This is a genomic window from Paenibacillus oryzisoli (assembly GCF_001653565.1).
In the GTDB taxonomy this organism is placed as follows: Bacteria; Bacillota; Bacilli; order Paenibacillales; family NBRC-103111; genus Paenibacillus_E; species Paenibacillus_E oryzisoli.
In genome coordinates this window covers 371229-394765 of sequence record NZ_LYPB01000049.1, presented here as the reverse complement: position 1 = coordinate 394765, position 23537 = coordinate 371229, and the positions used below count along the sequence as shown (strand labels likewise).

General features: G+C 44.8%; 22 protein-coding genes. 19 read left to right on the top strand and 3 right to left on the bottom strand.

The annotated features are described in order from the left end of the window. Positions 1-124: 124 nt before the first annotated feature. From A8708_RS07685 to A8708_RS07660, 6 genes are all read left to right on the top strand, one after another. On the top strand, positions 125-1681 hold the full coding sequence (locus tag A8708_RS07685) for an extracellular solute-binding protein (RefSeq protein ID WP_068662900.1): 1557 nt from the start codon (positions 125-127) through the stop codon (positions 1679-1681). A 114-nt stretch (positions 1682-1795) separates the two neighbouring features. Further along, complete coding sequence (locus A8708_RS07680) at positions 1796-2995, top strand: oligogalacturonate lyase family protein (RefSeq protein WP_068662899.1); 1200 nt, start codon at positions 1796-1798, stop codon at positions 2993-2995. Continuing rightward, positions 2992-4575, top strand: coding sequence for a sulfatase family protein (locus A8708_RS07675; RefSeq protein ID WP_068662898.1), 1584 nt, complete (start codon positions 2992-2994; stop codon positions 4573-4575). Before A8708_RS07680 ends, A8708_RS07675 begins: the two co-directional genes overlap by 4 nt. Before the next feature lie 3 nt (positions 4576-4578). Then, positions 4579-5271, top strand: coding sequence for a DUF1961 family protein (locus A8708_RS07670; protein WP_068662897.1), 693 nt, complete (start codon positions 4579-4581; stop codon positions 5269-5271). Between the two features lie 221 nt (positions 5272-5492). Beyond that, positions 5493-6788, top strand: a complete 1296-nt coding sequence (locus A8708_RS07665) for a homocysteine synthase (RefSeq protein WP_068662896.1) — start codon at positions 5493-5495, stop codon at positions 6786-6788. Between the two features lie 206 nt (positions 6789-6994). Then, on the top strand, positions 6995-7849 hold the full coding sequence (locus A8708_RS07660; protein ID WP_068662895.1) for a M15 family metallopeptidase: 855 nt from the start codon (positions 6995-6997) through the stop codon (positions 7847-7849). A gap of 51 nt (positions 7850-7900) precedes the next feature. On the opposite strand, the gene namA is transcribed toward A8708_RS07660, so the two are convergent. Continuing rightward, positions 7901-8905 carry an NADPH dehydrogenase NamA gene (gene namA, locus A8708_RS07655; RefSeq protein ID WP_068662894.1) on the bottom strand — a complete coding sequence of 335 codons (1005 nt, stop codon included), beginning with the start codon at positions 8903-8905 and terminating at the stop codon, positions 7901-7903. 379 nt (positions 8906-9284) lie between these two features. On the opposite strand from namA, the gene A8708_RS07650 reads away from it, so the two are divergent. Beyond that, entirely contained in the window at positions 9285-10301 is a 1017-nt protein-coding gene (locus A8708_RS07650; protein ID WP_068662893.1) for a Gfo/Idh/MocA family protein, read from the top strand. 33 nt (positions 10302-10334) lie between these two features. Further along, positions 10335-11303: a helix-turn-helix domain-containing protein gene (locus tag A8708_RS07645; RefSeq protein WP_068662892.1), complete on the top strand. Its 969-nt coding sequence runs from the start codon at positions 10335-10337 to the stop codon at positions 11301-11303. A 290-nt stretch (positions 11304-11593) separates the two neighbouring features. Here A8708_RS07645 and mtnA read toward each other — a convergent pair whose 3' ends face one another. Then, the gene (mtnA, locus tag A8708_RS07640; RefSeq protein WP_068662891.1) at positions 11594-12688 is read right to left on the bottom strand and encodes an S-methyl-5-thioribose-1-phosphate isomerase; all 1095 of its coding nucleotides are present in this window, start codon (positions 12686-12688) and stop codon (positions 11594-11596) included. Beyond that, complete coding sequence (mtnK, locus tag A8708_RS07635; protein ID WP_068662890.1) at positions 12685-13905, bottom strand: S-methyl-5-thioribose kinase; 1221 nt, start codon at positions 13903-13905, stop codon at positions 12685-12687. The genes mtnA and mtnK overlap by 4 nt, the downstream gene beginning before the upstream one ends. A gap of 240 nt (positions 13906-14145) precedes the next feature. Here mtnK and A8708_RS07630 point away from each other — a divergent pair, with 240 nt between their 5' ends. The 11 genes from A8708_RS07630 to A8708_RS34730 all read left to right on the top strand — a co-directional run bounded on the left by A8708_RS07630 (position 14146) and on the right by A8708_RS34730 (position 23536). Next, positions 14146-14604 (top strand): Dps family protein, encoded by a 459-nt coding sequence (locus A8708_RS07630; RefSeq protein ID WP_068662889.1) that lies wholly within the window; start codon positions 14146-14148, stop codon positions 14602-14604. Between the two features lie 90 nt (positions 14605-14694). Next, entirely contained in the window at positions 14695-14862 is a 168-nt protein-coding gene (locus A8708_RS35290) for a hypothetical protein (protein ID WP_157264591.1), read from the top strand. A gap of 123 nt (positions 14863-14985) precedes the next feature. Then, a complete protein-coding gene (locus tag A8708_RS07625) occupies positions 14986-15555 on the top strand; it encodes a DUF1802 family protein (RefSeq protein WP_068662888.1) in 570 nt (189 codons plus the stop codon). A gap of 166 nt (positions 15556-15721) precedes the next feature. Further along, positions 15722-16552 carry a Fe-S cluster assembly ATPase SufC gene (gene sufC, locus A8708_RS07620; protein WP_068662887.1) on the top strand — a complete coding sequence of 277 codons (831 nt, stop codon included), beginning with the start codon at positions 15722-15724 and terminating at the stop codon, positions 16550-16552. 147 nt (positions 16553-16699) lie between these two features. Further along, positions 16700-17995, top strand: a complete 1296-nt coding sequence (gene sufD, locus A8708_RS07615; RefSeq protein WP_068662886.1) for a Fe-S cluster assembly protein SufD — start codon at positions 16700-16702, stop codon at positions 17993-17995. Beyond that, positions 17992-19218: a cysteine desulfurase gene (locus A8708_RS07610; RefSeq protein ID WP_068662885.1), complete on the top strand. Its 1227-nt coding sequence runs from the start codon at positions 17992-17994 to the stop codon at positions 19216-19218. Before sufD ends, A8708_RS07610 begins: the two co-directional genes overlap by 4 nt. Continuing rightward, a complete protein-coding gene (gene sufU, locus A8708_RS07605; RefSeq protein ID WP_068662884.1) occupies positions 19205-19639 on the top strand; it encodes a Fe-S cluster assembly sulfur transfer protein SufU in 435 nt (144 codons plus the stop codon). The genes A8708_RS07610 and sufU overlap by 14 nt, the downstream gene beginning before the upstream one ends. Before the next feature lie 63 nt (positions 19640-19702). Beyond that, positions 19703-21100, top strand: coding sequence for a Fe-S cluster assembly protein SufB (gene sufB, locus A8708_RS07600; RefSeq protein ID WP_057310357.1), 1398 nt, complete (start codon positions 19703-19705; stop codon positions 21098-21100). Between the two features lie 201 nt (positions 21101-21301). Then, positions 21302-22414: a C40 family peptidase gene (locus tag A8708_RS07595; protein ID WP_082927326.1), complete on the top strand. Its 1113-nt coding sequence runs from the start codon at positions 21302-21304 to the stop codon at positions 22412-22414. A 217-nt stretch (positions 22415-22631) separates the two neighbouring features. After that, a complete protein-coding gene (locus A8708_RS07590) occupies positions 22632-22853 on the top strand; it encodes a hypothetical protein (RefSeq protein WP_068662882.1) in 222 nt (73 codons plus the stop codon). Next, positions 22850-23536: a hypothetical protein gene (locus A8708_RS34730; protein ID WP_082927325.1), complete on the top strand. Its 687-nt coding sequence runs from the start codon at positions 22850-22852 to the stop codon at positions 23534-23536. The genes A8708_RS07590 and A8708_RS34730 overlap by 4 nt, the downstream gene beginning before the upstream one ends. The last annotated feature ends 1 nt before the right edge of the window (position 23537 follow it).

Genomic DNA, 23537 nt, shown 5'->3' with positions numbered 1-23537 from the left:
GATGTGAAGGGATTATTTTCGGATTGTCGCAGCATCGGTTTAAGACCGGTAAGGTATTGACGACAGGTGCTTGCTTCATCATATACAAAACAATATTCGATCTAACAAAGGGAGGCAAAAGAATATGAATTGGGATAAAAAGAAAAAACCATTGATTGCAACAACTAGCGCGTTATTAGCAGTTACGGTGATTGCGGGGTGCAGTTCGGGTACTGACAGCTCCCAAGCGACAGACAAGGCTAAGGCCACCGCAGGAGCAACGACGGCAGCCGTAGAAAAGCCATTGCCAATTAGTATTATGCTGAAGAGCTATTACAATGATACAGCTACTCCGGAAAGTAAAGTATGGAAAAAATTAGAAGAATATACGAACACGAAGCTGGATTTTCAATTTGTTCCTGATGCAAGCTATAACGATAAACTGAACATAACGCTTGCTTCCGGTTCAATTCCTTCTCTTCTATTTGTCAACAATGCGAAATTGCCTGCGGTTGCCAACGCAATCAAAGGAGGAGCTTTCTGGGAAATTGGCCCTTACCTAAAAGATTATCCGAATCTTAAACAAGCGAACCCAACTGTTCTTAACAATACGTCGGTAAATGGTAAATACTATGGTCTATACGTATCCCGCCCGATCGGACGGATGGGGATCAGCTACCGTAAGGACTGGCTTGATAATTTAGGCATGAAGGAACCGAAGACGATCGATGAATTTTACGCGATGTTAAAGGCATTTGCCAACAATGATCCGGATCAAAACGGCAAAAATGATACGTATGGCATGGTTATAACCAAATATGCGGGACCTTTTGATATTATGCAAACTTGGTTCGGTGCTCCGAATAAATGGGCTGAGAAAGATGGCAAGCTGATACCCGCTCATTTGACTCCGGAATATATGGATGCACTCAAGTTTTTCAAAAAATTATATGACGAGAAATTAATCAATCAAGATTTTGCTGTATATGATTCGGCGAAATGGAATGATCCGATTATTAACGGACAAGCGGGTGTGGCGGTTGACGTTACAGAACGTTCCTATCAAATTGAAGAGAAAATGAAACAAGTTAATCCTAAGGGCAGTATAGATTTAATTGGAGCTGTAAGCGGCCCTACCGGTCTTCATAATCAACCGACAGCTGGACACAACGGCATGTTTCTTATCTCGAAATCTAATGTTAAAACAGAAGCGGATCTGAAGAAAGTACTTACTTTCTTGGATAAGACCAATGATAAAGAAATGCAAGCATTACTCAACTTTGGCCTTGAAGGCGTTCATTATAAAGTGGAAGATGGTAAAGTGGTTAATCTTATCGTTCCGACTGACCCAATGGCCCCAGATATTAACAACAAGAATATGACTCAGCTCTTATCTTCGATTCCGTACATTATACTTGATATGTTCAAGCCATCTACACCACTTCGTACGAAATCGATTGAAGTACAAAAGGCAAATGAGAAAATCATTGTTACGAATCCAGGAGAACCTTTTACAACGGCAACTTATACACAAAAAGGTGCGCAAATGGATCAAATGGTAGAAGATGCAAGAATTAAATTTATTGTTGGGAAAATTGATGAAGCTGGCTACAAAGCCGAAATGGATTTGTGGAAAAAGAGCGGTGGCGATGACTATACGAAAGAAATAAGCGAAGCTTTCGCTGCAAGTAAGGCTAAATAAGCAAGTGAATAAACCTGCTTTTTAGAGGATAAGGTCCAGTCGCTGCATAGGGCTGGGCTTTTTCTCTCAACGATTCCAATTGAATTTAATAACCTTACTAAAGGAGCGATAGCGATGATAATAGCAAGATCCAGAGGCGGTAAAGGAACGGTTTGGCCTTCGGAAATGAGCAGTTATAGAGATAGGATAACAGGCGTTACTGTGACTCAGTTAACCAACCACTGTTCGCATAGTCACCATATTTATTTCACCAATAATGGATTCTATGGCGATGGGAAATTAATCTTTGGATCTGATCGAGAGAATGTTACCAATCTGTACAGTTTGGATCTGCATGAAGGCGTGATAACTCAATTAACGGATTTGGAACGAGGCCGTGAATCCCGGATTCAAGGGACCTTCCTGCATCCAGAAGGATATGAGGCTTACTTCTACTATGACAATGCCATTATGGCAATCAATCTGGTAACGACGGAAGAAAGAATTCTCTATACCATCCCTCAAGGGTATAAATTTGGCAGCTTGAGTTGCACCGCTGATGGGCAGTGGGTAAGTTTTGGACTGAACAAGGATTTAACGCAAAGTATTGCGATGGATACCAAGAATGGTTACTTGGGTTTTGAGGAATATTTCCGTGCGAAGCCGCACAGTATGATCATGGGTGTTTCCCCGATCGATGGGACAGTAAAAAAGTTTCATGAAGACCAGTTGTGGATTGGCCACGTCAATACTTCGCCAACGCAAGCTCATCTGTTAACATTCTGCCATGAAGGCCCTTGGGAACAGATTGATCATCGAATTTGGGTGCTGGATATCGCTACCGGAGAAGTTTGGAAGGTGAAGGACAAAATGCCGAATGAATATGTTGGCCATGAATATTGGCTGTCAGACGGCATTCATATCGGTTATCACGGATTTACGAATTCGCTTGAGGATCATTCCGGTAAAATTATCGGGGCTGTCCTGTTTGACAACAGTCATGTTGAACAGTACGAGTTTCCTTTTCAAAATATGCATGTTCATTCTAATGACCTATCTCTTGTTATCGGTGACGGTCAGCAAACAAGTGCCTATCATGGGCAGCAATTTCAAGATACGATTCAGGTATGGCGCAATGATGGTGCCGGATTTAAAGGTCCGCGTATATTATGCAAGCACAGGGGAAGTTTTCATTCGCAAAATCTTCATGTCCATCCGAGACTAAGCCCTGACGGCAAGCATGTGCTGTTTACGAGTGATATGTCGGGATATGGTAACTTGTATATGGTTGACGTGCCAGCATTCGAATCGTTACCTGAGATGCCAGTTACATGAAGAAACAACCAAATCTACTTCTCATCTTTACGGACCAGCAACGATGGGATACTTTAGGGGCATACGGAAACGAAACGATTCAAACGCCGCATTTGGATCGATTGGCGCAGGAAGGAGCTGTCTTCGAAAACGCGATTACCCCTTGTCCGCTTTGTGCTCCTGCCAGAGCCTGTACGATGACAGGGTATGCTGCCGGAAAGACGAATGTGTTCAATAACGAATCTGCACCTGTCACTTCTGCCGATGAATCGATTGCTGCTTATTTGTCCAAGGCTGGGTATCATAATCAGGCGATTGGGAAGATGCATTTTACGCCAGAAGAGCAAACATATGGGATGGATCATCTTATTTTATCAGAAGAAATGAGAGGCGTACGTACAGCCGGAAGCATAGCGGACATTCGGTTTGATGATTATGACCGCTTTCTGATGGAGAACGATGCTTGGGGATGGGAGAAGCCTCCCGAGATTGGTTATAACGAACTGAAGCCGCTTGTGAATGGCCTGCCCAAAGAGCTTCATATTACTCAATGGTGTGGAGATCGAACGGTAGAATGGCTCAAAACGGAGAGACCTGCGAACAAGCCATTTTTCTTATGGACATCGTTCGTCAAACCTCATGCTCCTTTCGATTGTCCTGCGCACTTGACGGATTTGTATGCACCAGAAGAAATGCCTAGACCTTGGGTGTCAGACAAGGATGGAACATCGAAAAATCCTTATTTGGCTTCGCATCGTCTAGCGATGGAAGCTGATCTATACTCAGAACATGCAATTCTTACTAACAGGGCTTATTATTATGCTAATATTACGTTTATTGATGAACAAATAGGTCGAATTATGGGAACGTTGGAGGAAGAAGGCTTGGCTGACAATACCCTGGTTATCTTCACATCCGATCACGGGGAACTGCTTGGCGACCATCGGTTATGGTTCAAAAACTTAGGGCACGAAGGCAGCTTGCACATCCCGATGCTGGCCTGGTGGCCGGGTGTCATTCATCCAGGTACCCGCTGTGAGGAATTGACGACCCTGCTTGATATATTTCCTACTCTCGTTAATCGGACAAGTGAAAAGGGCAAGTACGATGGCAGGTCTGGTTTGGATCTATTGGCACTGCTCGAGGAACCTTCCTCGGTTCGGCGAAATGTCGTCTGTTCTGAATTCTATGTGTCACCTAACTATATGCTCCATGTCCGCAGCAAAGAGTGGAAATATCTCTTTTATCAGAACGGGGGATATGAGGAACTGTATCATCTCCTGAGCGATCCGCATGAACTTGTTGATTTGGCGGATAATCCTGACTTTCTGCATGTAATAAAAGAGCATCAAGAAGAAGCTATTCGTTGGGTTATCGACTATGGAAATCCGGAAGTTGCACTTGATGAAACAGGGTGTAAGTTGAAAGTGATGCCATTTCAGCCTCAAGCTGCCAAATTGAACCCGAGGCCATTCTCGCGAATGCCATGGGATTCCAGAATTCCGCCATCGTTGCTTCCAGAGCAGCAACGCTCATGGTTTTGGAAAGAACTAGGTGGAGATTGGAGCCGGCTTATTCGCTTATTGGGAGGAGGGATGTAGGGCATGAATTGGAATGAAATCTTCTCACTAGAGAAGCTAATTTATCATAATCCTTTGGCGGAAGAACAAGATGTTCGGGATTTCAAGATGGAAGGGGAAGCCGTTGTCAGTTTTCCGATGAATCGCATGCGAATGGAAAACAAGCTTGACGCAGGGCTGGGGCAAAAATCTAATTTTGTTTATTGGAGTCCGGTTGAATTTCCAGACAACATCGCGATCACTTGGGATTTTTGGCCGATTCGCGAGCCGGGTCTTTGCATATTGTTTTTTGCCGCGAAAGGCATGGAAGGTGAAGATATGTTTGACAACCAGCTTTCAGTAAGAACTGGCATGTATGAACAATATCACCATGGAGATATCAATGCTTTTCATGTTTCGTACTTCAGACGCAAGGAAGAAGAAGAGCGGAATTTCCATACGTGCAATCTGCGCAAAAGCCATGGCTTTCATTTGGTTTCGCAGGGTGGAGATCCAATCCCATCTGTAGTGGATGCAAAGGGGCCATACCGAATGAAATTAGTAAAATGGGGGCGTGAAATTGTATTCGTTATAAATGACCTGACTATTTTTCATTGGGTTGATGACGGTGAGACGTTTGGGAAACCGCTGTTCGGCGGAAAGATTGGATTTCGTCAGATGGCCCCTCTCATTGCGGAATATGCTAATCTGAATGTATATGCGATTTCCAAATTATGAAATGAAATTGGTTTAAGTAGCCTGGATTAGATATAATTCAGGCTATTTTCTCTATCGTATAGCTTGAAATTTTAGGTTTTCTCCCAAAATGCCTAACTCGTATGATATATTGACAGTAGGTACAATTTCCCATTAGAATTATAGTATACTATTCCAGTGGGTATTATAAGATTTATTCTAGACGTTTTATTCATACATCTATTATTCTAGGAGGCAAGTTCATGTCAAATTCGGAACGTAAGCATTTACCAGAAACACTAGCGATTCACGCAGGTCAAAAGGTTGACCCCACGACTAATTCACGCGCGGTACCTATTTACCAAACAACATCCTATGTTTTCAACGACACCGATCATGCTGCGAATTTATTTGCTCTGAAGGAATTTGGCAATATTTATACACGAATTATGAACCCAACGACAGATGTATTTGAACAACGTATTGCTGCACTAGAAGGTGCGCCAGCAGCACTTGCTGTAGCGTCTGGACAAGCAGCCATCACATTTTCGATTCTGAACATTGCCGAAGTGGGTGATGAAATCGTATCCGCATCCGCCTTATATGGTGGTACATACAATTTATTTGCAAACACGTTGCCTAAATTAGGAATTAAAGTGAAGTTTGTAGATGCCAGTAATCCCGATAATTTCCGTGCAGCGATCACGGACAAAACGAAAGCCATCTATGCAGAATCCATTGGAAATCCCAAGGGGGATGTCTTGGATATTGAAGCTGTAGCGGCGATTGCGCATGAGAATGGTATTCCACTTATCGTTGATAATACATTCCCAAGTCCATATCTGCTTAGACCGATCGAGCACGGCGCTGATATTGTGGTGCACTCCGCGACGAAGTTTATCGGTGGTCACGGTACGACCATTGGTGGGGTTATTGTAGACGGTGGGAAATTCGACTGGGCTGCAAGTGGCAAATTCCCAGGTTTGACGACACCAGACCCGAGTTATAATGGTGTTGTTTACACGGAAGCCGTCGGTTCGATTGCTTACATTATTAAGGCACGCGTGCAATTATTGCGAGATTTGGGAGCATCCCTATCTCCGAATAGTTCATTCTTATTATTGCAAGGCTTAGAAACGTTGCATCTTCGTCTTGAGCGTCATAGCTCCAATGCGTTGAAAGTAGCTCAATATTTAGAAGCTCATGAGTCTGTGGAGTGGGTAAGCTATGCAGGACTTGAAAGTCACCCGTCCTATTCCTTAGCTAAGAAGTATTTGCCGAAAGGGCAAGGTGCGATTCTAAGCTTCGGTATCAAAGGCGGCATCGAAGCGGGCAAGAAGCTGATTCACGCTGTAGAGCTGTTCTCCCATTTGGCCAATGTGGGTGATTCCAAATCATTAATCATTCATCCTGCAAGTACCACACACTCACAATTGAATGAGCAGGAACAGACATCCGCTGGTGTGTCCCCAGGACTTATTCGTTTATCCGTTGGAACAGAAGCGATTGAAGATATTATTTATGATTTGGAACAAGCGATTGTTGCTAGCCAGAAGTAAACTTGAAACGGTAACCCGTTCCGCATAAAATATGAGAAGGCTGCGATTTTAGGAGCTCAACCTAAATGCAGCCTTTTTTGTTAGCTAAAATCGTACCAAGTATGAAACTTTTTCAACTAAAACGCGGTCTATTACTTTGAATAGCTTTTTCAAGCCGCCTTTAGGCGGCACGATGACATGAATTGAAAGGATTAAGGTAAACCAACATGAAAATCAAAATGAACGTATCCATTGCCATTCTATTGGCGTTAACGATTGTGGCAGGTTGCGGGGGTAAGAATGAAGGAGCCTCTACGATTGCTCCTAACCCAACAGCTTCGGCAAGTGTGACAACAAGCCCAACAGCTTCACCAAGTGCAGGAACGACACCGACTACTTCACCTACAGCTACAGCAACAACGAAACCATCGTCGAATCCTGTGACTTCACCTGCTGCTAGCCCTACACCAACTAAGAATGGCGCAGTTCAAGTGATTGCTAAGCCGGAGAGTATTACCGTTCTGGTCAATAAGACGAACTCACTGCCATCCAGTTATGAGCCAACAGATCTTGTGTACCCAAACATTGCCTTTACATTTTCCGAAAAGATAGATAAACGCAAAATGCGTCAAGTCGCAGCAACTGCCATAGAGAAGCTTTTCGCTGGAGCGCAAAAAGATGGTGTTCCATTAGCAGGTGTTTCTGCGTATCGTTCGTATGCCACACAGAAAGCTTTGTTTGATAGTTACGTGAAAAAGGATGGCGAAGAAAAGGCCAAAACTTACAGCGCGGTACCAGGAACAAGTGAGCATGAAACGGGGCTTGCCATTGACGTAACAGGTAGTAATGGCAAATGCGCGGCATCTGATTGCTTTGGCGGAACGAAGGAAGCTATCTGGTTAGAGAAGCATGCAAGTGAGTACGGTTTTATTATCCGCTACCCGCAAGGAAAAGCTGCTATTACGGGTTATCAATATGAGCCCTGGCACTTGAGGTATGTAGGATCTGACATTGCTAAGGAAATCCAAGCGAAAAAAGTGACGATGGAAGAGTATTACAATACGGTACCAGTATCCAAATAACGTAACAACCCCACGAGGACGAATGTCCAGGTGGGGTTGTTTGTATTCACGTTACCAGCCTCGTTGGTAAGGCGTTGGAGGCACGAGTTCCACGCGTAAGTCATGCGCAGCTGATCTTGCCCAGTAGGGGTTGCGTAATAGGGCTCTACCAAGAAAAACGAGATCGGCACGGTGATTTTGAAGGATCTCTTCCGCTTGCTGAGGCTCTGTGATCAGTCCAACAGCTCCGACAGGGATGTCGGCTTTGGTGCGAATATGTTCCGCGAATGGCACTTGGTAGCCTGGGAAAAAGTGTAGAACGATCGGTGCATTGCCACCGGAGCTGACGTCGATTAGATGGACGCCAAGCTCCTTGAGTTGGGTTGCGAAATAGACATGATCCTGCGGCGTGAGTCCGCCTTCCACATACTCATTGGCCGATATACGGACAAACAGCGGACCGTCCCAGCGTTTTTGGATGGCTTGAACAGTTTCGCGCAAGAAGCGAAAGCGCCCCTCTTGGTCACCTCCATATGCATCTTGACGATGATTCGAGTAAGGTGATAGGAATTCGTTAATGAGATAACCGTGTGCGGCATGAATTTCGATAACATCAAATCCAGCCTGCTTGGCACGATCAGCCGCATCCGCGAAGGCTTGAATTGTTTCTTGGATGTTTGATAGTGTAGCTTCATCAGGCGTTTTGAACGTATCTGAGAACGGAATGGGCGATGGGGCAATGATAGGTGTGTCGAGGACAGCTTTCCTGCCTGCGTGTGCGAGCTGAATGCCCACATGGGAGCCATTTCCATGGATGGAAGTGACAATGCGCTTCAAGCCATCGATATGCGCGTCTTCCCAGATGCCCAAATCACGCGTCGAAATTCGTCCTTGTGCAGTGACTGCCGTTGCTTCTAATAGAATAAGTCCAACTTGGCCGACGGCCCGTGTAGCGTAATGAACATGGTGCCAGTCTTTGACTTCACCAGTTTCATCAGAGGCATACATACACATCGGTGACATGACGATCCGATTTTTGAGTGTGACGCCAGCAAGGGTATAGGGTGTAAATAACATGTGAGATGAACTCCTTTCAGGGACTTAAGAGATTTCTTTTTATTGTAAACTAAACATATAGGAATTATCAATTTTAGACGGTTGTGTCGGCTTTTCACACCGCCTATCCTCACTATCCCATCGGCTCAGGAGGACACGAGGATATCGGCCAGCTCGCAATGCAACCAATCTCACTCAGAGTTGGAATGAAGGACGGTCTACCCGGTTTATTTCTATGAAAAAGCTTGACGTTCTAGATATTCTATCCTAATCTTCGTATAGGGTATTAAATAATGGCATGTCGTAAATTTGCACCTTAATCTGTCACGAATTCGGAATTTATCCGCTACTGTGCCCGTGATACAATAATCCCAAGTCACTTATTTGGAGGTTATTTAGGATGAAAGTAGCAATGTTAAGTTTCTGGCATGTACATGCAAAGGATTATGCGAAATTGGTCAATGAGCACCCGGATACAGAGATCGTTGCCATTTGGGACGAGATTGTAGAGAGAGGACAGCAAGAAGCCGAAGCACGAGGTGTGGCTTTCTATGCAAGCCTTGAAGAGTTATTAGCTAATCCAGAAATTGAAGCCGTTGTTGTCGACACACCAACCAACCTTCATCGAGATGTCATTATCGCTGCTGCTCAGGCAGGTAAACATATTTTTACAGAGAAAGTTATTGCTCCTACGCTTCACGAAGTGAATGAGATCCTAGCAGCCGTTGAGAAAGCTGGGGTAACCTTAACAGTCTCCTTACCGCGTTTGAATTCACCGTCTACCTTGGCGATTCAAGACATCATTGCGAAAGAGTTAATTGGTCAAGTCACACTTGTGCGTACACGACTTTCGCATAATGGCGGTATTTCGACTACGGCGAATCCGAATGGTTGGCTGCCGCAGCATTTCTACAATGCTGAGCAATGTGGTGGTGGAGCACTTATCGATCTTGGTTGCCATCCGATGTATCTCAATCGATTGTTGCTAGGTTTACCTGTTGCTGTAAGCGCTTCTTATGGTTATGTGACAGGAAGAGAAGTAGAAGATAACGCAGTAGCTTTGCTTCAATATGAGAATGGTGCGCTCGGGATCGTGGAAGCAGGTTTTGTGAATGCTTTTTCGCCTTTCGTTATTGAAGTCCATGGTACAGAAGGCAGTATTTTGTTCTCTGAGCATGATGGCCGTGTCTTACTGCGTACGAACAAGCTGGAAGAAGCGTCAGCACAATGGGTGGCTTACGAATCAATTCCTGATGCTAAGCCAACTGCATTTGATCAATGGGTAGCACATATTCAAAATGGTACTAAAGCCACCGAAAATATCGGATTGGCTGTAGACTTAACGAAGCTGATGGAAGCTTCCAATCTATCTGTTGCTAGCAAAAGCCAAGTTCGTTTGGATTCTCTAACAAACTAATCGTCAGCATTTGGAAAGGAAGAGGTATTCCCTATGAGTCAACCTTTTTACTTCGAACCTATGTTAGAAAATCCGATGGCATTAGATCGCCTGGAATTAAGCTTCCGTTGGGGAGCTTACGGAATTCGAGTATTGCGTTGCCATCTGACTTCCTTTCCAGCTGGAGCAGTCGTCGATTATCATCAACATTCTGAGTACGAAATTCACTATATTCCTTGTGGCAAAGGAAGAGTTATCCTAGAAGGAGTTGCGCATGCACTCCATGAAGGATTGCTCTACGTCACAGCACCTGGTGTCATTCATCGGCAAGAAGCGGATGATCACGAAGCGATGGGCGAGCTATGTCTCCATGTAGATATTGTGAAATTAGCGGGTAAGGAAGAAGCCGCCTCTTCTAGTATGTCCCCCACTGGTTGGGGAGAGGAATGGGAAATGGCTGAAGCTGAAGCGTGTATGGGACAGCTAAATAAGCTTCCTCATGTTCCAGCCGTGGATCGGCATGAAGCGATGAAATGCTTCCTCGTCGCTTACGAAGCGTGGCAGAACAATCAGTTAGGTCAGTACACGGTTATTAAACAGTCCATCATCCAAATGCTGTTAAGAACCGTTAGTGCGTATAATCAGGAACAGCAGGGAGTTAATCTGCCTGCTCGTGATATGAAGAATTATCGCTATCAGATGGCCGTTCAATTCATTACGGATAACTTCCGTCGTCCCTTAACCTTGGAGGGGGTAGCTGAACGTGTGCAGATTAGCTCTAGGCAGCTTCAACGGATTTTCAAGGAGAAGGCCAATGTGTCCTTCAGTGAATTCTTAGAGCAAATTCGCCTCAAATTCGTATGCAGCGAGCTGCAGCAAACCACGCTGACGCTGGAGAAAATAGCAGAGCGCAGCGGCTTCACGTCTAGCAATTATTTGCACTATGTATTTAAGAAAGCGCATGGCACAACGCCTAACGCCTACCGTGAAAATACACTTCTCCAAAACGCGAGCACTATGTAACCCCAATGAAAGAGCCGTTCGAAAGTAGAGTATCTACTTTGAACGGCTCTGTTTGGTTATACGTAGCACTGGAAAACATACAGCTATTTTGAGTGAATTTCGAGCTATAACCCAATTAACTGGAAAAACTCCAGCTATTATCTGACTACCTTCACAAAAGAAGCAGATAGTCGGAATTTAACTGGAGTTTTTCCATTTGAATGTAACTTTTAATAAGATCTCGCGCATTTAACAGGAGGATTTCCAGTTAATTGCAACGCTGCTGGCCTGAATAAGGGGGCCTTTGAGATTTATTCGAAAAGCTTACGCAGGTTTTCGCCATATGGTGCCTGAACGATGCCTTTTTCCGTGATAATCGCAGTTACATACTCATTCGGGGTTACATCGAACGCTGGGTTGAATACTTTCACGCCGACTGGTGCGGTACGCTTCCCAAAACCTTGCGTGATCTCGTCCTCGTGGCGCTCCTCGATCGGGATATCGCCGCCAGTTGGCGTGTTCAAGTCGATGGTCGACAATGGACTTGCCACATAGAACGGGATGCCATGTGCCTTCGCCAGCACTGCTACGCTGTAGGTGCCGATTTTGTTGGCAACATCGCCATTTGCCGCTACGCGATCCGTTCCTACGATGACCGCTTGAATCCAGCCCTTGGCCATGACCGCGCCGGCCATGTTGTCACAGATCAGCGTGACGTCTACGCCAGCCTGCTGCAGTTCAAAAGCCGTGAGCCGCGCGCCTTGCAGCACCGGCCGTGTTTCATCGGCGAACACTTTGATGTTCAGCCCTTGTTCCTTCGCCAAGTAGAACGGCGCTAGCGCCGTGCCGTACTTGGCCGTAGCCAAACCGCCGGCGTTGCAATGCGTCAGCACGCCGAACCCATCCTCGAACAGCGTCAGCGCATGTTCGCCAATACGGCGGTTGGTGTCTTCGTCCTCCGCCTGGATCACTTGCGCTTCTTGCAGAAGCGCAGCTTTGAACGCATCCGGGCTAACGCCCTCGGCTGCCAGAACACTCGCTCTCGCGCGCATGCGATCGAGTGCCCAGAACAAGTTCACCGCTGTCGGACGTGACGTCGCCAGATAATCCGCTCCCTTCTGGACTTCCGCCAGAAGCCCATCAACTACGGCATCCACACCGCGGATGCCGAGGTATACCCCATACGCGGCGGCGATCCCGATCGCAGGTGCGCCGCGAACTTTCAAGTGCCGAATCGCTTCCCACACCTCGATAGGTGTTTCCAGCGGCAAATATACGATCTCCTCAGGAAGGAGGCGTTGATCCAGCAAATCTAGCTGCTGGCCATTCCAGCGTAAGGACTGCAAGGCAACTTGCTCTTGTATTTGGTCGTTTACGTTTTCATCTTTTACATTGTTTGTCGTCATAGTACAAAACCTCTTTCTGCTGCTCGTGTTGCGATTGCGATGAGTTCATCAATGGATGTTACCTGACGGTTCGCCCGAATAGCTGCAGTTCCGATTGTTAGTGCCAAACGTTGTGCGCGTTCTCGTGCTGCCGCATCTTCAATTTTATCGATATCTGCGACGTGGGCAAGTCCTACTACGCGACGGACCATTTTGGCTCCTGTGAATCCAACCGTATCACGCAGCAAGTTTAACAAGAAATAATCTTGGTAGCCTGGAGCGGCAAATACGCGATCTACCCCATGCTCGTTCCATAGTGCACGGAAATTTTCTTCAAAATGTGTCCAAACATCCTTCACAGTTTGTGTCAAATAGGCGCGGTATGCGGAACGGCTTGCATCATCTTTACTCCAACCTTCTTGCGCAGCAAAGTTAAGTAGAAGATTAGCAAGAACAGCACCAATATCGAAGCCCATCGGCCCATAATAAGCGAATTCAGGGTCAATTACTTTCGTGGAATCGGGTTTGATGAAAATACTGCCAGTATGCAAATCGCCATGAAGCAAAGCTTGTGCCGATGTGAGGAACTTATTGCGCAGGATGGCAACTTCGAAGTGAAGTTCGCTATCCCCCCATAGTTGCTCTGCTGCATCACGGATCGCTGCGTCAATATTGTTCGTTTCTGCATCCCGATACGGATCGTCGAAGATCAAATCTTCGGTGATTTTGCAAAGTTCAGGGTTGATGAAGCGTCCTTGCTGAATCTTTTTCTCTTGTTGATTTTTACCTAAATCCGAAGTGAAGAAGAGAGTGTTTGCCATAAAACGCCCAATGTGCTCAGCAAAAAGCGGATATTGATTCCCTTCAATTAACCCGCGACGCATGATCACGTGATCGCTCAAATCTTCCATGACAGTTAGCGCCAGGTCTGCATCGTAAGCATACACATGTGGAACAAGGTCAGGCACAAGTCCTTCTTCAATAATCAATGCTTCGCTCTCGATGCGTGCACGATCAAGCGTCAGCGGCCAGGATTCCCCAACAACTTTGGCATAAGGAAGTGCTTGTTTCAAAATAATACTTTTTCCAGTAGCTCCCTCTGATATACGAAACACGAGGTTTAAGTTTCCATCTCCAATTTCTTGGCTAGTTAGATCCGAACCTGGTTGAAACAATTGCGGAATATGGCGAGCGTATTCGATGGCTTGCGCTTCCGATAATGGATGATAAGTGGACATGAATGAACCTCCCAAAAAAGTTTCGTCAGAAAACTGACTTCGTAAGTATCTTCTTAAAAGTGATTGGAATTAAATCCAACTAATTTACTGAGTATTAATTGTCTTTACCTAGTATAAGACAAATTGTTTCCGCATGAAATACACTTTTCAGAAATGTCGGTTATTTTACATAAAATTCGCGTAATAGACGTAAATTAGCGTGTACAAGGATGATTTTTAGGAGAATGAAGGAGGATTTGAATGACGAGCGCAACATTGGTCTCAACGCAATCAATTCAAACGGTACTTAATAAGCAAATTGCCGACTGGAATTTACTGTTCGTTAAGCTTCATAATTTTCATTGGTATGTCAAGGGAAATCAATTTTTTACGCTTCATGTCAAATTTGAGGAGCTTTATAATGAGGCTGCGCTTCATGTGGATGAGTTAGCCGAACGATTGTTGGCGATTGGCGGTCAACCTGCCGCAACGATGAAAGCTTACTTAGACATTTCTTCAATCAAGGAAGCATCCGGTACGGAAACGGCTACGAAAATGGTCGAGTCGATTGTTGAAGATTTCACTATTCTCACGCAAGAGCTGAAGGCGGGCATGGGGATCTGTGAGGAAGCGAATGACGATACCACATCGGATATGCTCTTAGCGATCCAAACTTCTCTAGAGAAGCATCGTTGGATGCTGCAATCATTCCTGGGATGACATATTTACACAATCTTTAATTCACACAAACATTCATGATATGAAATTCCATTATCCTAGAAATATCTGATTTCGAAGGATGTGAAATGGATGAAACTACTGAATGTCCTACTGGTCATTGCACTGGGCACGATGTTCTTACTTCTTGCCTACCAAGCAGATACACCTCACAGCACCTATGACCCGAATCCAATGAAACATAATCAAGATCAGTTTGCCCGAATGCAGGTAACGTATGACAAGGATTTAACGAAATAAAGGAATAGCCGATTGTGATGGCTGTTCCTTTTTTGTTTTTTCTTGTAAATGTCTTTCCCATTTGTCTTACGTACAAAGATTATTTATAATAGATAGATTAATGAGGAGAACGGGGTTGGCGACATGGGGAATGGGAAAGCATTGAAGGAATGGGCATCTGCCGTTAAAGCGTTAGAAGCCGGCTCGCAAATTTTTATTATGCGCAAGGGAGGTATTGTCGAAGAAACGAGAGATTTCCAGGTGGAATCGAATGATTTCTTTCTCTATCCAACATACGAGCATCAGAGAAAAGAACTGCTGAAAGAACCCTATCGCGGAATTATCGATGAAACGTTGGTCAACTGGAGCGCACAAGATACGCATGTGACCATACATTCTTATGCTCGAATGGTGGAAGATATCGAAGTCAGCGACCAAGAAAAGCTCCATCAGTTGTTTCCTTTTCATATTTGGACAGAAAATTTCACGGAAGAGCGATTGAAGTGGAAACGTAAAAACCCGTTGCATATAATGATTTTAAGGGTATATATGCTTAACGAACCGATTCAGATTGAGATCGAACAGGCCTATATGGGCTGCAAATCATGGATCCAGCTGGGGGCATCGGTTCCGGATGATTCTGAGATGACCCCCGTGTTGAATGAGGCAGAATTTACGGCACAAGTTGCTGAAATAAAACGTACTTTGGCGTAAAATTTCTGTAGCATTTCACAAAAAGCTCGCCTTTTTCATGGAAATGCCCTTTCTTGATTTGTTACAGTAAGTTATAATAGAATTATTCTAATGAGAATCAGTGATAATCATTACATGTGATTGTCAACTATCTAGTACACTCAAACATTATGGAGGCTTAAAGAAAATGGCAAATTCATCAACATTTACAATAGAGGGTCTGAAAGCGACCATCGAAGGAAAGGAAATTTTGAAAGGTCTTAGCCTAGAAATCAAAGGCGGCGAAATTCACGCGATTATGGGGCCGAATGGTACGGGTAAAAGTACATTAGCTTCCGCGTTGATGGGTCACCCGAAATACGAAGTAACAGAGGGTTCTGTTACATTAGACGGCGAAGATGTGCTTGAGATGGCTGTTGACGAAAGAGCACGCGCTGGCTTGTTCTTGGCTATGCAATACCCAAGTGAAATCACAGGCGTAACGAATGCTGACTTCTTGCGCAGTGCAATGAATGTTCGCCGCGGCGAAGGTAACGAAATTTCTTTGATCAAATTTATCCGTCAAATGGAAGCGAAAATGAAGCAACTTGAAATGAACCCTGAGTTCATGCACCGTTACTTGAACGAAGGTTTCTCCGGCGGTGAGAAGAAGCGTAATGAAATTCTTCAAATGCTTTTGCTTGAGCCTAAATTCGTTATCCTTGATGAAATCGACTCCGGTCTAGATATCGATGCCCTGCGTATTGTTGCTGAAGGTGTTAATGCGATGCGCAGTGAAGAGCGCGGCTTCTTGATTATTACGCATTACCAGCGTTTATTGAACTACGTCAAACCTGATTTTGTACATGTTATGATGCAAGGTCGCATCGTGAAATCCGGTGGTCCTGAGCTCGCTGAGCGTTTGGAAGCGGATGGTTACGATTGGATCAAAGAAGAACTGGGCATCGTTGACGAAACAGTTGGTCAAGACGAGGAAGAATTCAAAGTTCCAATGAACACACCAGGGCCGAAGTACTAGGAGACAAAATAAACGGCTACTCCGTCCTATCTGGACGGTAGCGCTTATGGAGAAAGATAAGCAATTGTATGAAGTAAAACTTATACGTTCTTATCTTTTGAGAGACTTTGATCTTAGGGTCAAAGATACTTATAAATGGAGGAAATCATGAGCACTAAAACAACGCTTTCCATCGATACTAATGCTGTTACTGAGCTCTCCCGCAGCAAGCAAGAGCCGGAGTGGATGACAGCCCTTCGTACTGAAGGGGTAGCATTAGCGAATTCGTTGGAATTACCTATACTAGAAAAAACAAGAATCGACCGTTGGAGCATTTCCGCCTACGGTTCCTATAAAGAGCAAGCAACGTTGAGCTCACTTGATGCATTACCTGAAGTGACGCAGGGCTTAACGAATTCTGACAACTTGATCGTACAACGCAACTCCGGTATCGTGTTCAATCAAGTATCTGAGGAATTGAAGAAACAAGGCGTTATTTTCACAGATCTAGAAACGGCTGTTCGCGAGCATGGAGATTTGGTTAAACCTTACTTCATGAAGGCTGTTGAGGCGAATGAAAATCAACTGACAGCTTTGCATGCGGCATTATGGAATGGTGGTATTTTCATCTACGTTCCCAAGAATGTGGTTGTTGATATCCCACTTCAAGCGTTGTTTGTTGCAGATGATGCTGAGGCAACATTTGCTCCGCACGTTCTAATTGTAGCTGAACAATTCAGCTCGGTTACGTATGTAGATAACTTTGTGTCCTCCGTTGGCGGCGCAGAGCTTGTGCAGAACGGTGTCGTTGAAGTGTTTGCCAAACCAGGTTCACGTGTTAGCTATTCCTCCATTCACAGCTTGGAAGCATCTGTAACAGACCTCACGTATCGTCGTGCGATTCTTGAAGACGATTCCCGTATTGGTTGGGTTGTGGGTGAGTTAAACTACGGCAATTCAATGTCTGATACAACATCCGTTCTAAAAGGTAAAGGATCCGACTCCGATGCCAAAGTGATCTGTGTTGGTACACAAGAACAGAAGCTGAACCTAACAACGCGTGCCGTACATTGGGGTAAAGCATCAACAAGTGATATGATTACACGTGCAGTTATGCGTGATGGATCTACAGCGATCATTAACGGAATCACGAAGATTGAGAAAGGCGCAACAGGCTGTAACGGTCAACAAACCGAGAAAGTCTTGATGCTTAGCCCGAAAGCTCGTGGAGACGCGAACCCAATTCTTCTGATTGACGAAGATGATGTTAAAGCAGGTCATGCTGCGAGCGTTGGGCAAGTGAATGCCGAGCAAGTTCACTACCTCATGTCCCGTGGGATTACCAAAGAAGAAGCTCAACGCTTAATCATTTACGGATTCTTGGCACCAGTCGTTTCCGAGATTCCAGTTAAGAGCGTTGAAGAACAGCTGCAAAGCTTAGTGGAGAGGAAGTTAGGACAATGATACCTGCCGAGATACGTGAACTTTTTCCCATTCTGAAGCAAGAAGTGAACGGTCATCCTCTGGTTTACTTGGATAGTGCTGCTACTTCCCAGAAGCCTATTCAGGTGATCGAGGCACTGAAGCATTACTACGAGTGGGACAATGCGAACGTTCATCGCGGGGTTCATACCCTAGGTTCCCGAGCAACTGATGCGTATGAAGGAGCAAGAGCCAAAGTGGCGAAGTTCATCGGCGCATCTAGTGAGCAGGAAATTATTTTCACTCGAGGCACAACAACAGCTATTAATATTGTGGCAGCTAGCTTTGCCGAATCGGTACTTCGTGAGGGCGATGAAATCGTCCTTACCCCGATGGAGCATCACAGCAACCTGATCCCTTGGCAGCAAGCTGCTAAGAAGTCAGGCGCTACTTTGAAATATATTCCACTGCAGCCAGACGGATCCGTCTCCCTTGCAGATGTGGAGAATACCATTACTGATCGGACGAAGATTGTTTCGATTGTGTATGTATCCAACGTGCTTGGTGTGATCAACCCGATCAAGGAAATTGCTGCTATTGCCCATAAGCATGGTGCCAAAATCATGGTCGATGGAGCACAGAGTACGCCGCATATGAAAGTGGATGTGCAAGATTTGGATTGTGACTTCTATGCCTTGTCTGGGCATAAGATGTGTGGACCTACCGGAATTGGGGCATTGTACGGGAAGAAGTCTTTGTTGAATAACATGGAACCAGTAGAGTTTGGCGGGGAAATGATCGATCATGTCGATCTGTATGAGTCAACTTGGAAGGAACTTCCGTGGAAATTCGAAGGCGGAACACCTATGATTGCAGGAGCAGTTGGGCTTGGCGCTGCCATCGACTTCTTAACCGAAGTTGGGATGGATAACATTTTCAAACATGATGTAGAGCTTACGAATTATGCGTTGGATCGTATGATGCAGATTCCAGATTTAGCTATTTACGGGCCTACAACGAATCGTGCGGGGTTAGTAACTTTCAACCTTGGAGATGTTCATCCTCATGATGTAGCAACTGTATTGGATTCGATGGGCGTTGCAGTTCGTGCTGGTCACCACTGCTGCCAACAGCTGATGAGATGGTTAGAACAAAGCAGCACGGCTCGTGCGAGCTTTTATCTATATAATACGGAAGATGATGTAGACCGTCTTGTGACGGCTTTACTGAAAACAAAGGAGTACTTCGGCGATGCAATTGGATGATTTATACCGTAGAGTAATTATGGATCACTATAAAACTCCTCGCAACCGTGGGAAATTTGAGTCCGGCGAGTCCGTTACGATTGACCTTAACAACCCAACCTGTGGGGATAAAATTTCACTGCAGATGCAAGTTGAAGATGGGATCGTGAAAATGGCGAAATTCACAGGCGAAGGCTGCTCGATTAGCTTATCTTCGGCATCCATGATGACGGATGCTGTCAAAGGGAAGACTGTCGAAGAAGCACTGAAGATGGCTGATGATTTCTCAGGTCTCATGAAGGGCGAATCTGTAGATTTTGAATATGAAGACATTGAGGCTCTGTCGGGCGTTAACAAATTCCCAGCGAGAATTAAATGCGCAACGCTAGCGTGGAATGCACTACGCAAAGGGATTGAACATTCTCATAAAACCGATAACTAACGCATTTGCGATAGAATAGGTTAAACATAAGGCAAGTAAAAGAACGTTAAGGAGGAATCAACCATGGCGAAACAAATGCCAGATTTAGAGGATTACAAATATGGTTTTAGAGATGAGCATAAATCCATTTTCCAATCAGGAAAAGGTCTAACTCGTGAAATCGTTGAAGAAATCTCAAGAATTAAAGGCGAACCAGAATGGATGTTGGAATTCCGTCTGAAATCCCTTGAGCAATTCTTCAAAATGCCTATGCCGCGTTGGGGCGGAAACATGGATGATTTGGATTTCGATGATATCCAATACTATGTTCGTCCTTCCGAGAAGCAAGGTAAAACGTGGGAAGAAGTTCCTACGGAAATTAAAGAAACGTTTGACAAGCTTGGTATCCCTGAAGCTGAGCAGAAGTTCCTTGCTGGTGTATCTGCACAGTATGAGTCCGAGGTTGTTTACCACAGTATGCAAAAAGAGCTTGAAGATCAAGGTGTTATCTTCACGGATACAGACACAGCTCTTCGTGAATACCCAGAGTTGTTCAAACAATATTTCGGAACGATTATTCCTCCTTCCGATAATAAATTTGCAGCATTGAACTCAGCAGTATGGTCCGGTGGATCTTTTATCTACGTTCCAAAAGGCGTGAAGTGTGAAGTGCCTTTACAGGCTTACTTCCGTATTAATTCCGAGAATATGGGTCAATTCGAGCGTACGCTCATCATCACTGACGAAGATAGCTTCGTACACTACGTAGAAGGCTGTACAGCGCCGATCTACAGCACGAACTCCCTTCATAGCGCAGTAGTTGAAATCGTATGTTTGAAGAACTCCCGTGCTCGTTACACAACGATTCAGAACTGGGCACCTAACATCTACAACCTCGTTACCAAACGTGCGGTTGCAGAAGAAGGAGCTACGATGGAGTGGGTTGATGGCAACATCGGTTCCAAGCTGACAATGAAGTACCCAGCTGTTGTTCTTAAAGGCCGCGGCGCTAAAGGGATGGTTCTTTCCATCGCAGTTGCGGGCAAAGGTCAACATCAAGATGCGGGCGCGAAAATGACGCATTTGGCACCAGATACGACATCGACGATCGTTTCCAAGTCGATCTCCAAACATGGCGGTAAAGTAACTTACCGTGGTCTCGCTTCCTTCGGGCGTAACTCCCAAGGTTCCAAAGCCAACATCAAGTGCGATACGTTGATCTTGGATAACGAGTCTACGTCAGATACGATTCCTTACAATGAAATCATGAACGACAACATTACGCTTGAGCATGAAGCGACCGTATCCAAGGTATCTGAGGATCAATTGTTCTACCTCATGAGCCGTGGTCTTACAGAAGCAGAAGCTACGCAAATGATCGTTATGGGCTTCATTGAGCCGTTTACGAAAGAACTTCCGATGGAATATGCCGTGGAAATGAACCGTCTCATCAAGTTCGAGATGGAAGGGTCTATCGGTTAATCTCCTCATATAAAAGCGTGCCAGAGAACATACTCTGGCACGCTTTTTTTGTTGTACTTATCTATACGAAGCTCGCATCTTACTGATACCGATTCTTCCAACAAAAGCCAAGTCAGTTTGAACGTACGGATTGCATATTTGGGAGCTAGTTGTCTCACTCTATAAAGGATAATAATGTGTCCCTGAAGGAGAGAGAATTTGATGTGGAATAAGCTAAAAATACCAGCAATAGGCAGCGTGATTGTTATGCTGGCGATTTCGACGGCTTGTGGGAAGGATAATGCGAGCCCACCTAGTGTAGCACCGTCGCAAAGCCCAACAGGTTTGACGAACTCCAACAATTCGGTTACGAAGAGTATGTCGCAAGCGGGTAAAGATATTATTTCGCTAGCAAACGATGATGCAATCCTGCCAATGAAACAAATAGGAAATGTCAATTATGTATCGGCTCAAGACGTAATTAAAACACTCAAATTCCAATCCGAATGGGAAGATTCAGAAAGTAAGTTGATGATAGGGGATAATGATGCAAATTTTGAACTCATCATGAACTCGAATAAAGCCATGAAGGATGGGACGGATATTCAATTAAGTCAGCCTGTAGTGAAAGAAGGCGGAACGGCTTATGTGCCTGTTTCAGACTTAGCGGACTTATTTCAAGATGATATGTCTTACGAAGTTAGGCAAGGTGACGTCATTGTTCATGCTTCGCCCATTGCGATTATTGAACATGAGGATGATCCTGCCGGTGCGAACGATAACTCGCCTGAATTAAACTTCGGGGATGATCCTACCGATCCATTCAAAGAGGATGGTGCAGGTGCAAACCCTGCAGGAGTGCCTAGTCGTACCCATCATGATCTACAAGTGTGGTCGCCAAGTAATCCCAATGAAGATATGCCGGTACTGAAAAATATTGATATTAATGCGATGATTAATAAAGGAAAAAATTATATGGGAGTTAAATATAAATTTGGTACAGGCCCATATCCCAAAACAGGCAGATTCGATTGTTCAACATTTACCCAGTATATTTATGGAAAATATAATATAAAGCTGCCGCGCGTAGCTCGCCAACAAGGCGCTAAAGGTAACTTGGTATCTCGCAAATCGTTACGTAAAGGAGATCTGTTGTTTTTTTACGTACCCGGGCGCTTCAAATCGAATAAAACAGTTGGTCATGTCGGCATTTATATTGGAAACATGAAGATGCTGCATGCCTCCCCCGAGCCGAAGAATGGGGTACAGATATCAAGTATCGATAAAGCTTATTGGAAGAAGACATTCCTTAAAGCAAAGCGGATTGCTGATTAGTTGACATAAAGATAAGAAGAAGTTAGCTCGCCTAGCGCAACTCGATTTTTCGAGTTGTGCTTTTTGGCGTGACAATTCAGAAAGAAAGTCCGTTATTGAAGCTCGTCATGTTGAATTTATGAGTACTTGAAATTATATTATGGGTCAATTTTGAAACAATTGTATCTCTTATGCGTTTAAATGTGTAGAATGTTTTTTTGTGAAGGAGGCTATCAGTATGAGAATCGTGCTTTATGAAAAGTTGCCCGAGGGGCAACTGCTCCATCTAAGTGATCGTGCCTGGGATGATCAACTTATTCAAGCCTTAAATGTGGCTAATTTTATTCTCGTTGGCGGGAAGGAATACGAAATGATTGAAGGTCGTTTGAATTTGGATCTTCAAGTGTTTGAGTTGCTGCTCGTTAAAGCTGGCGTAGAAGCGGGAGGGAGCAAGGAGTGAAACGACCGCTTAAAGTACTTTCAACTTCATTGAGCTTGATCTTATTAGGCCAGATGCTGTTAGGAACTTCACAGGCCGCGGAGACACCTAGTGTTAATGTAGGGGCATCTACATTGGTGGAATGGTCCAATGAGGATGTGAAAGCCTATTACGATCCACAAGTGGATTGGAGGTTACCTATACCGCCTGATAAAGGATCAGCAGTACCTTCTCCTACGCCAACACCACCAACGACAGGCAGTAATTCCACGAGCAGTTCAACTGTCATAGTGAATCAGGTTTCGGGAAGTGGCAGTGGTTTTGGATGGGATGATCTGCTGCTGTATCACTTGATTTTCAATACGGTAAGCCCTTATTCATCTAGTAGCTGGGGGAACAACCATCGCTCGTATTATTATCGATCCAATACGCCCTATGTTAATAAAACGTATCAGCCAAGTTCTTTTACGAATCGTTCAACGACCAAAGCACCAACAACTTCAAGCGGGAGTGGAACCTTTACTTCGAACTCGAATAAATCGTCAACTACAAAGTCAGGCACAACGGGTTCCTCCGTAAGCGGATCAAACACAAGTGGCACTACATCGTCTAGCGGTTCCAAATCAACATCAACCTCATCAGGCAGCATAGGTGGTAAATCCAGCGGTTTTAGCTCCTCCTCCAGCTCAAGCTCTGGGGGTTAGT

What these genes read in the sequence shown, in the direction of transcription:
- A8708_RS07625 (WP_068662888.1), top strand. Translation starts at nt 14,986, where the DNA reads ATGGGGAATGGGAAAGCATTGAAGGAATGGGCATCTGCCGTTAAAGCG.
- A8708_RS07675 (WP_068662898.1), top strand. Translation starts at nt 2,992, where the DNA reads ATGAAGAAACAACCAAATCTACTTCTCATCTTTACGGACCAGCAACGA.
- sufC (WP_068662887.1), top strand. Translation starts at nt 15,722, where the DNA reads ATGGCAAATTCATCAACATTTACAATAGAGGGTCTGAAAGCGACCATC.
- namA (WP_068662894.1), bottom strand. Translation starts at nt 8,905, where the DNA reads ATGTTATTTACACCCTATACCCTTGCTGGCGTCACACTCAAAAATCGG.
- A8708_RS07685 (WP_068662900.1), top strand. Translation starts at nt 125, where the DNA reads ATGAATTGGGATAAAAAGAAAAAACCATTGATTGCAACAACTAGCGCG.
- A8708_RS07645 (WP_068662892.1), top strand. Translation starts at nt 10,335, where the DNA reads ATGAGTCAACCTTTTTACTTCGAACCTATGTTAGAAAATCCGATGGCA.
- A8708_RS07610 (WP_068662885.1), top strand. Translation starts at nt 17,992, where the DNA reads ATGATACCTGCCGAGATACGTGAACTTTTTCCCATTCTGAAGCAAGAA.
- sufB (WP_057310357.1), top strand. Translation starts at nt 19,703, where the DNA reads ATGGCGAAACAAATGCCAGATTTAGAGGATTACAAATATGGTTTTAGA.
- mtnA (WP_068662891.1), bottom strand. Translation starts at nt 12,688, where the DNA reads ATGACGACAAACAATGTAAAAGATGAAAACGTAAACGACCAAATACAA.
- A8708_RS07670 (WP_068662897.1), top strand. Translation starts at nt 4,579, where the DNA reads ATGAATTGGAATGAAATCTTCTCACTAGAGAAGCTAATTTATCATAAT.
- A8708_RS07590 (WP_068662882.1), top strand. Translation starts at nt 22,632, where the DNA reads ATGAGAATCGTGCTTTATGAAAAGTTGCCCGAGGGGCAACTGCTCCAT.
- A8708_RS07680 (WP_068662899.1), top strand. Translation starts at nt 1,796, where the DNA reads ATGATAATAGCAAGATCCAGAGGCGGTAAAGGAACGGTTTGGCCTTCG.
- A8708_RS07650 (WP_068662893.1), top strand. Translation starts at nt 9,285, where the DNA reads ATGAAAGTAGCAATGTTAAGTTTCTGGCATGTACATGCAAAGGATTAT.
- sufU (WP_068662884.1), top strand. Translation starts at nt 19,205, where the DNA reads ATGCAATTGGATGATTTATACCGTAGAGTAATTATGGATCACTATAAA.
- A8708_RS07665 (WP_068662896.1), top strand. Translation starts at nt 5,493, where the DNA reads ATGTCAAATTCGGAACGTAAGCATTTACCAGAAACACTAGCGATTCAC.
- A8708_RS35290 (WP_157264591.1), top strand. Translation starts at nt 14,695, where the DNA reads ATGAAACTACTGAATGTCCTACTGGTCATTGCACTGGGCACGATGTTC.
- mtnK (WP_068662890.1), bottom strand. Translation starts at nt 13,905, where the DNA reads ATGTCCACTTATCATCCATTATCGGAAGCGCAAGCCATCGAATACGCT.
- A8708_RS07630 (WP_068662889.1), top strand. Translation starts at nt 14,146, where the DNA reads ATGACGAGCGCAACATTGGTCTCAACGCAATCAATTCAAACGGTACTT.
- A8708_RS07595 (WP_082927326.1), top strand. Translation starts at nt 21,302, where the DNA reads ATGTGGAATAAGCTAAAAATACCAGCAATAGGCAGCGTGATTGTTATG.
- sufD (WP_068662886.1), top strand. Translation starts at nt 16,700, where the DNA reads ATGAGCACTAAAACAACGCTTTCCATCGATACTAATGCTGTTACTGAG.
- A8708_RS07660 (WP_068662895.1), top strand. Translation starts at nt 6,995, where the DNA reads ATGAAAATCAAAATGAACGTATCCATTGCCATTCTATTGGCGTTAACG.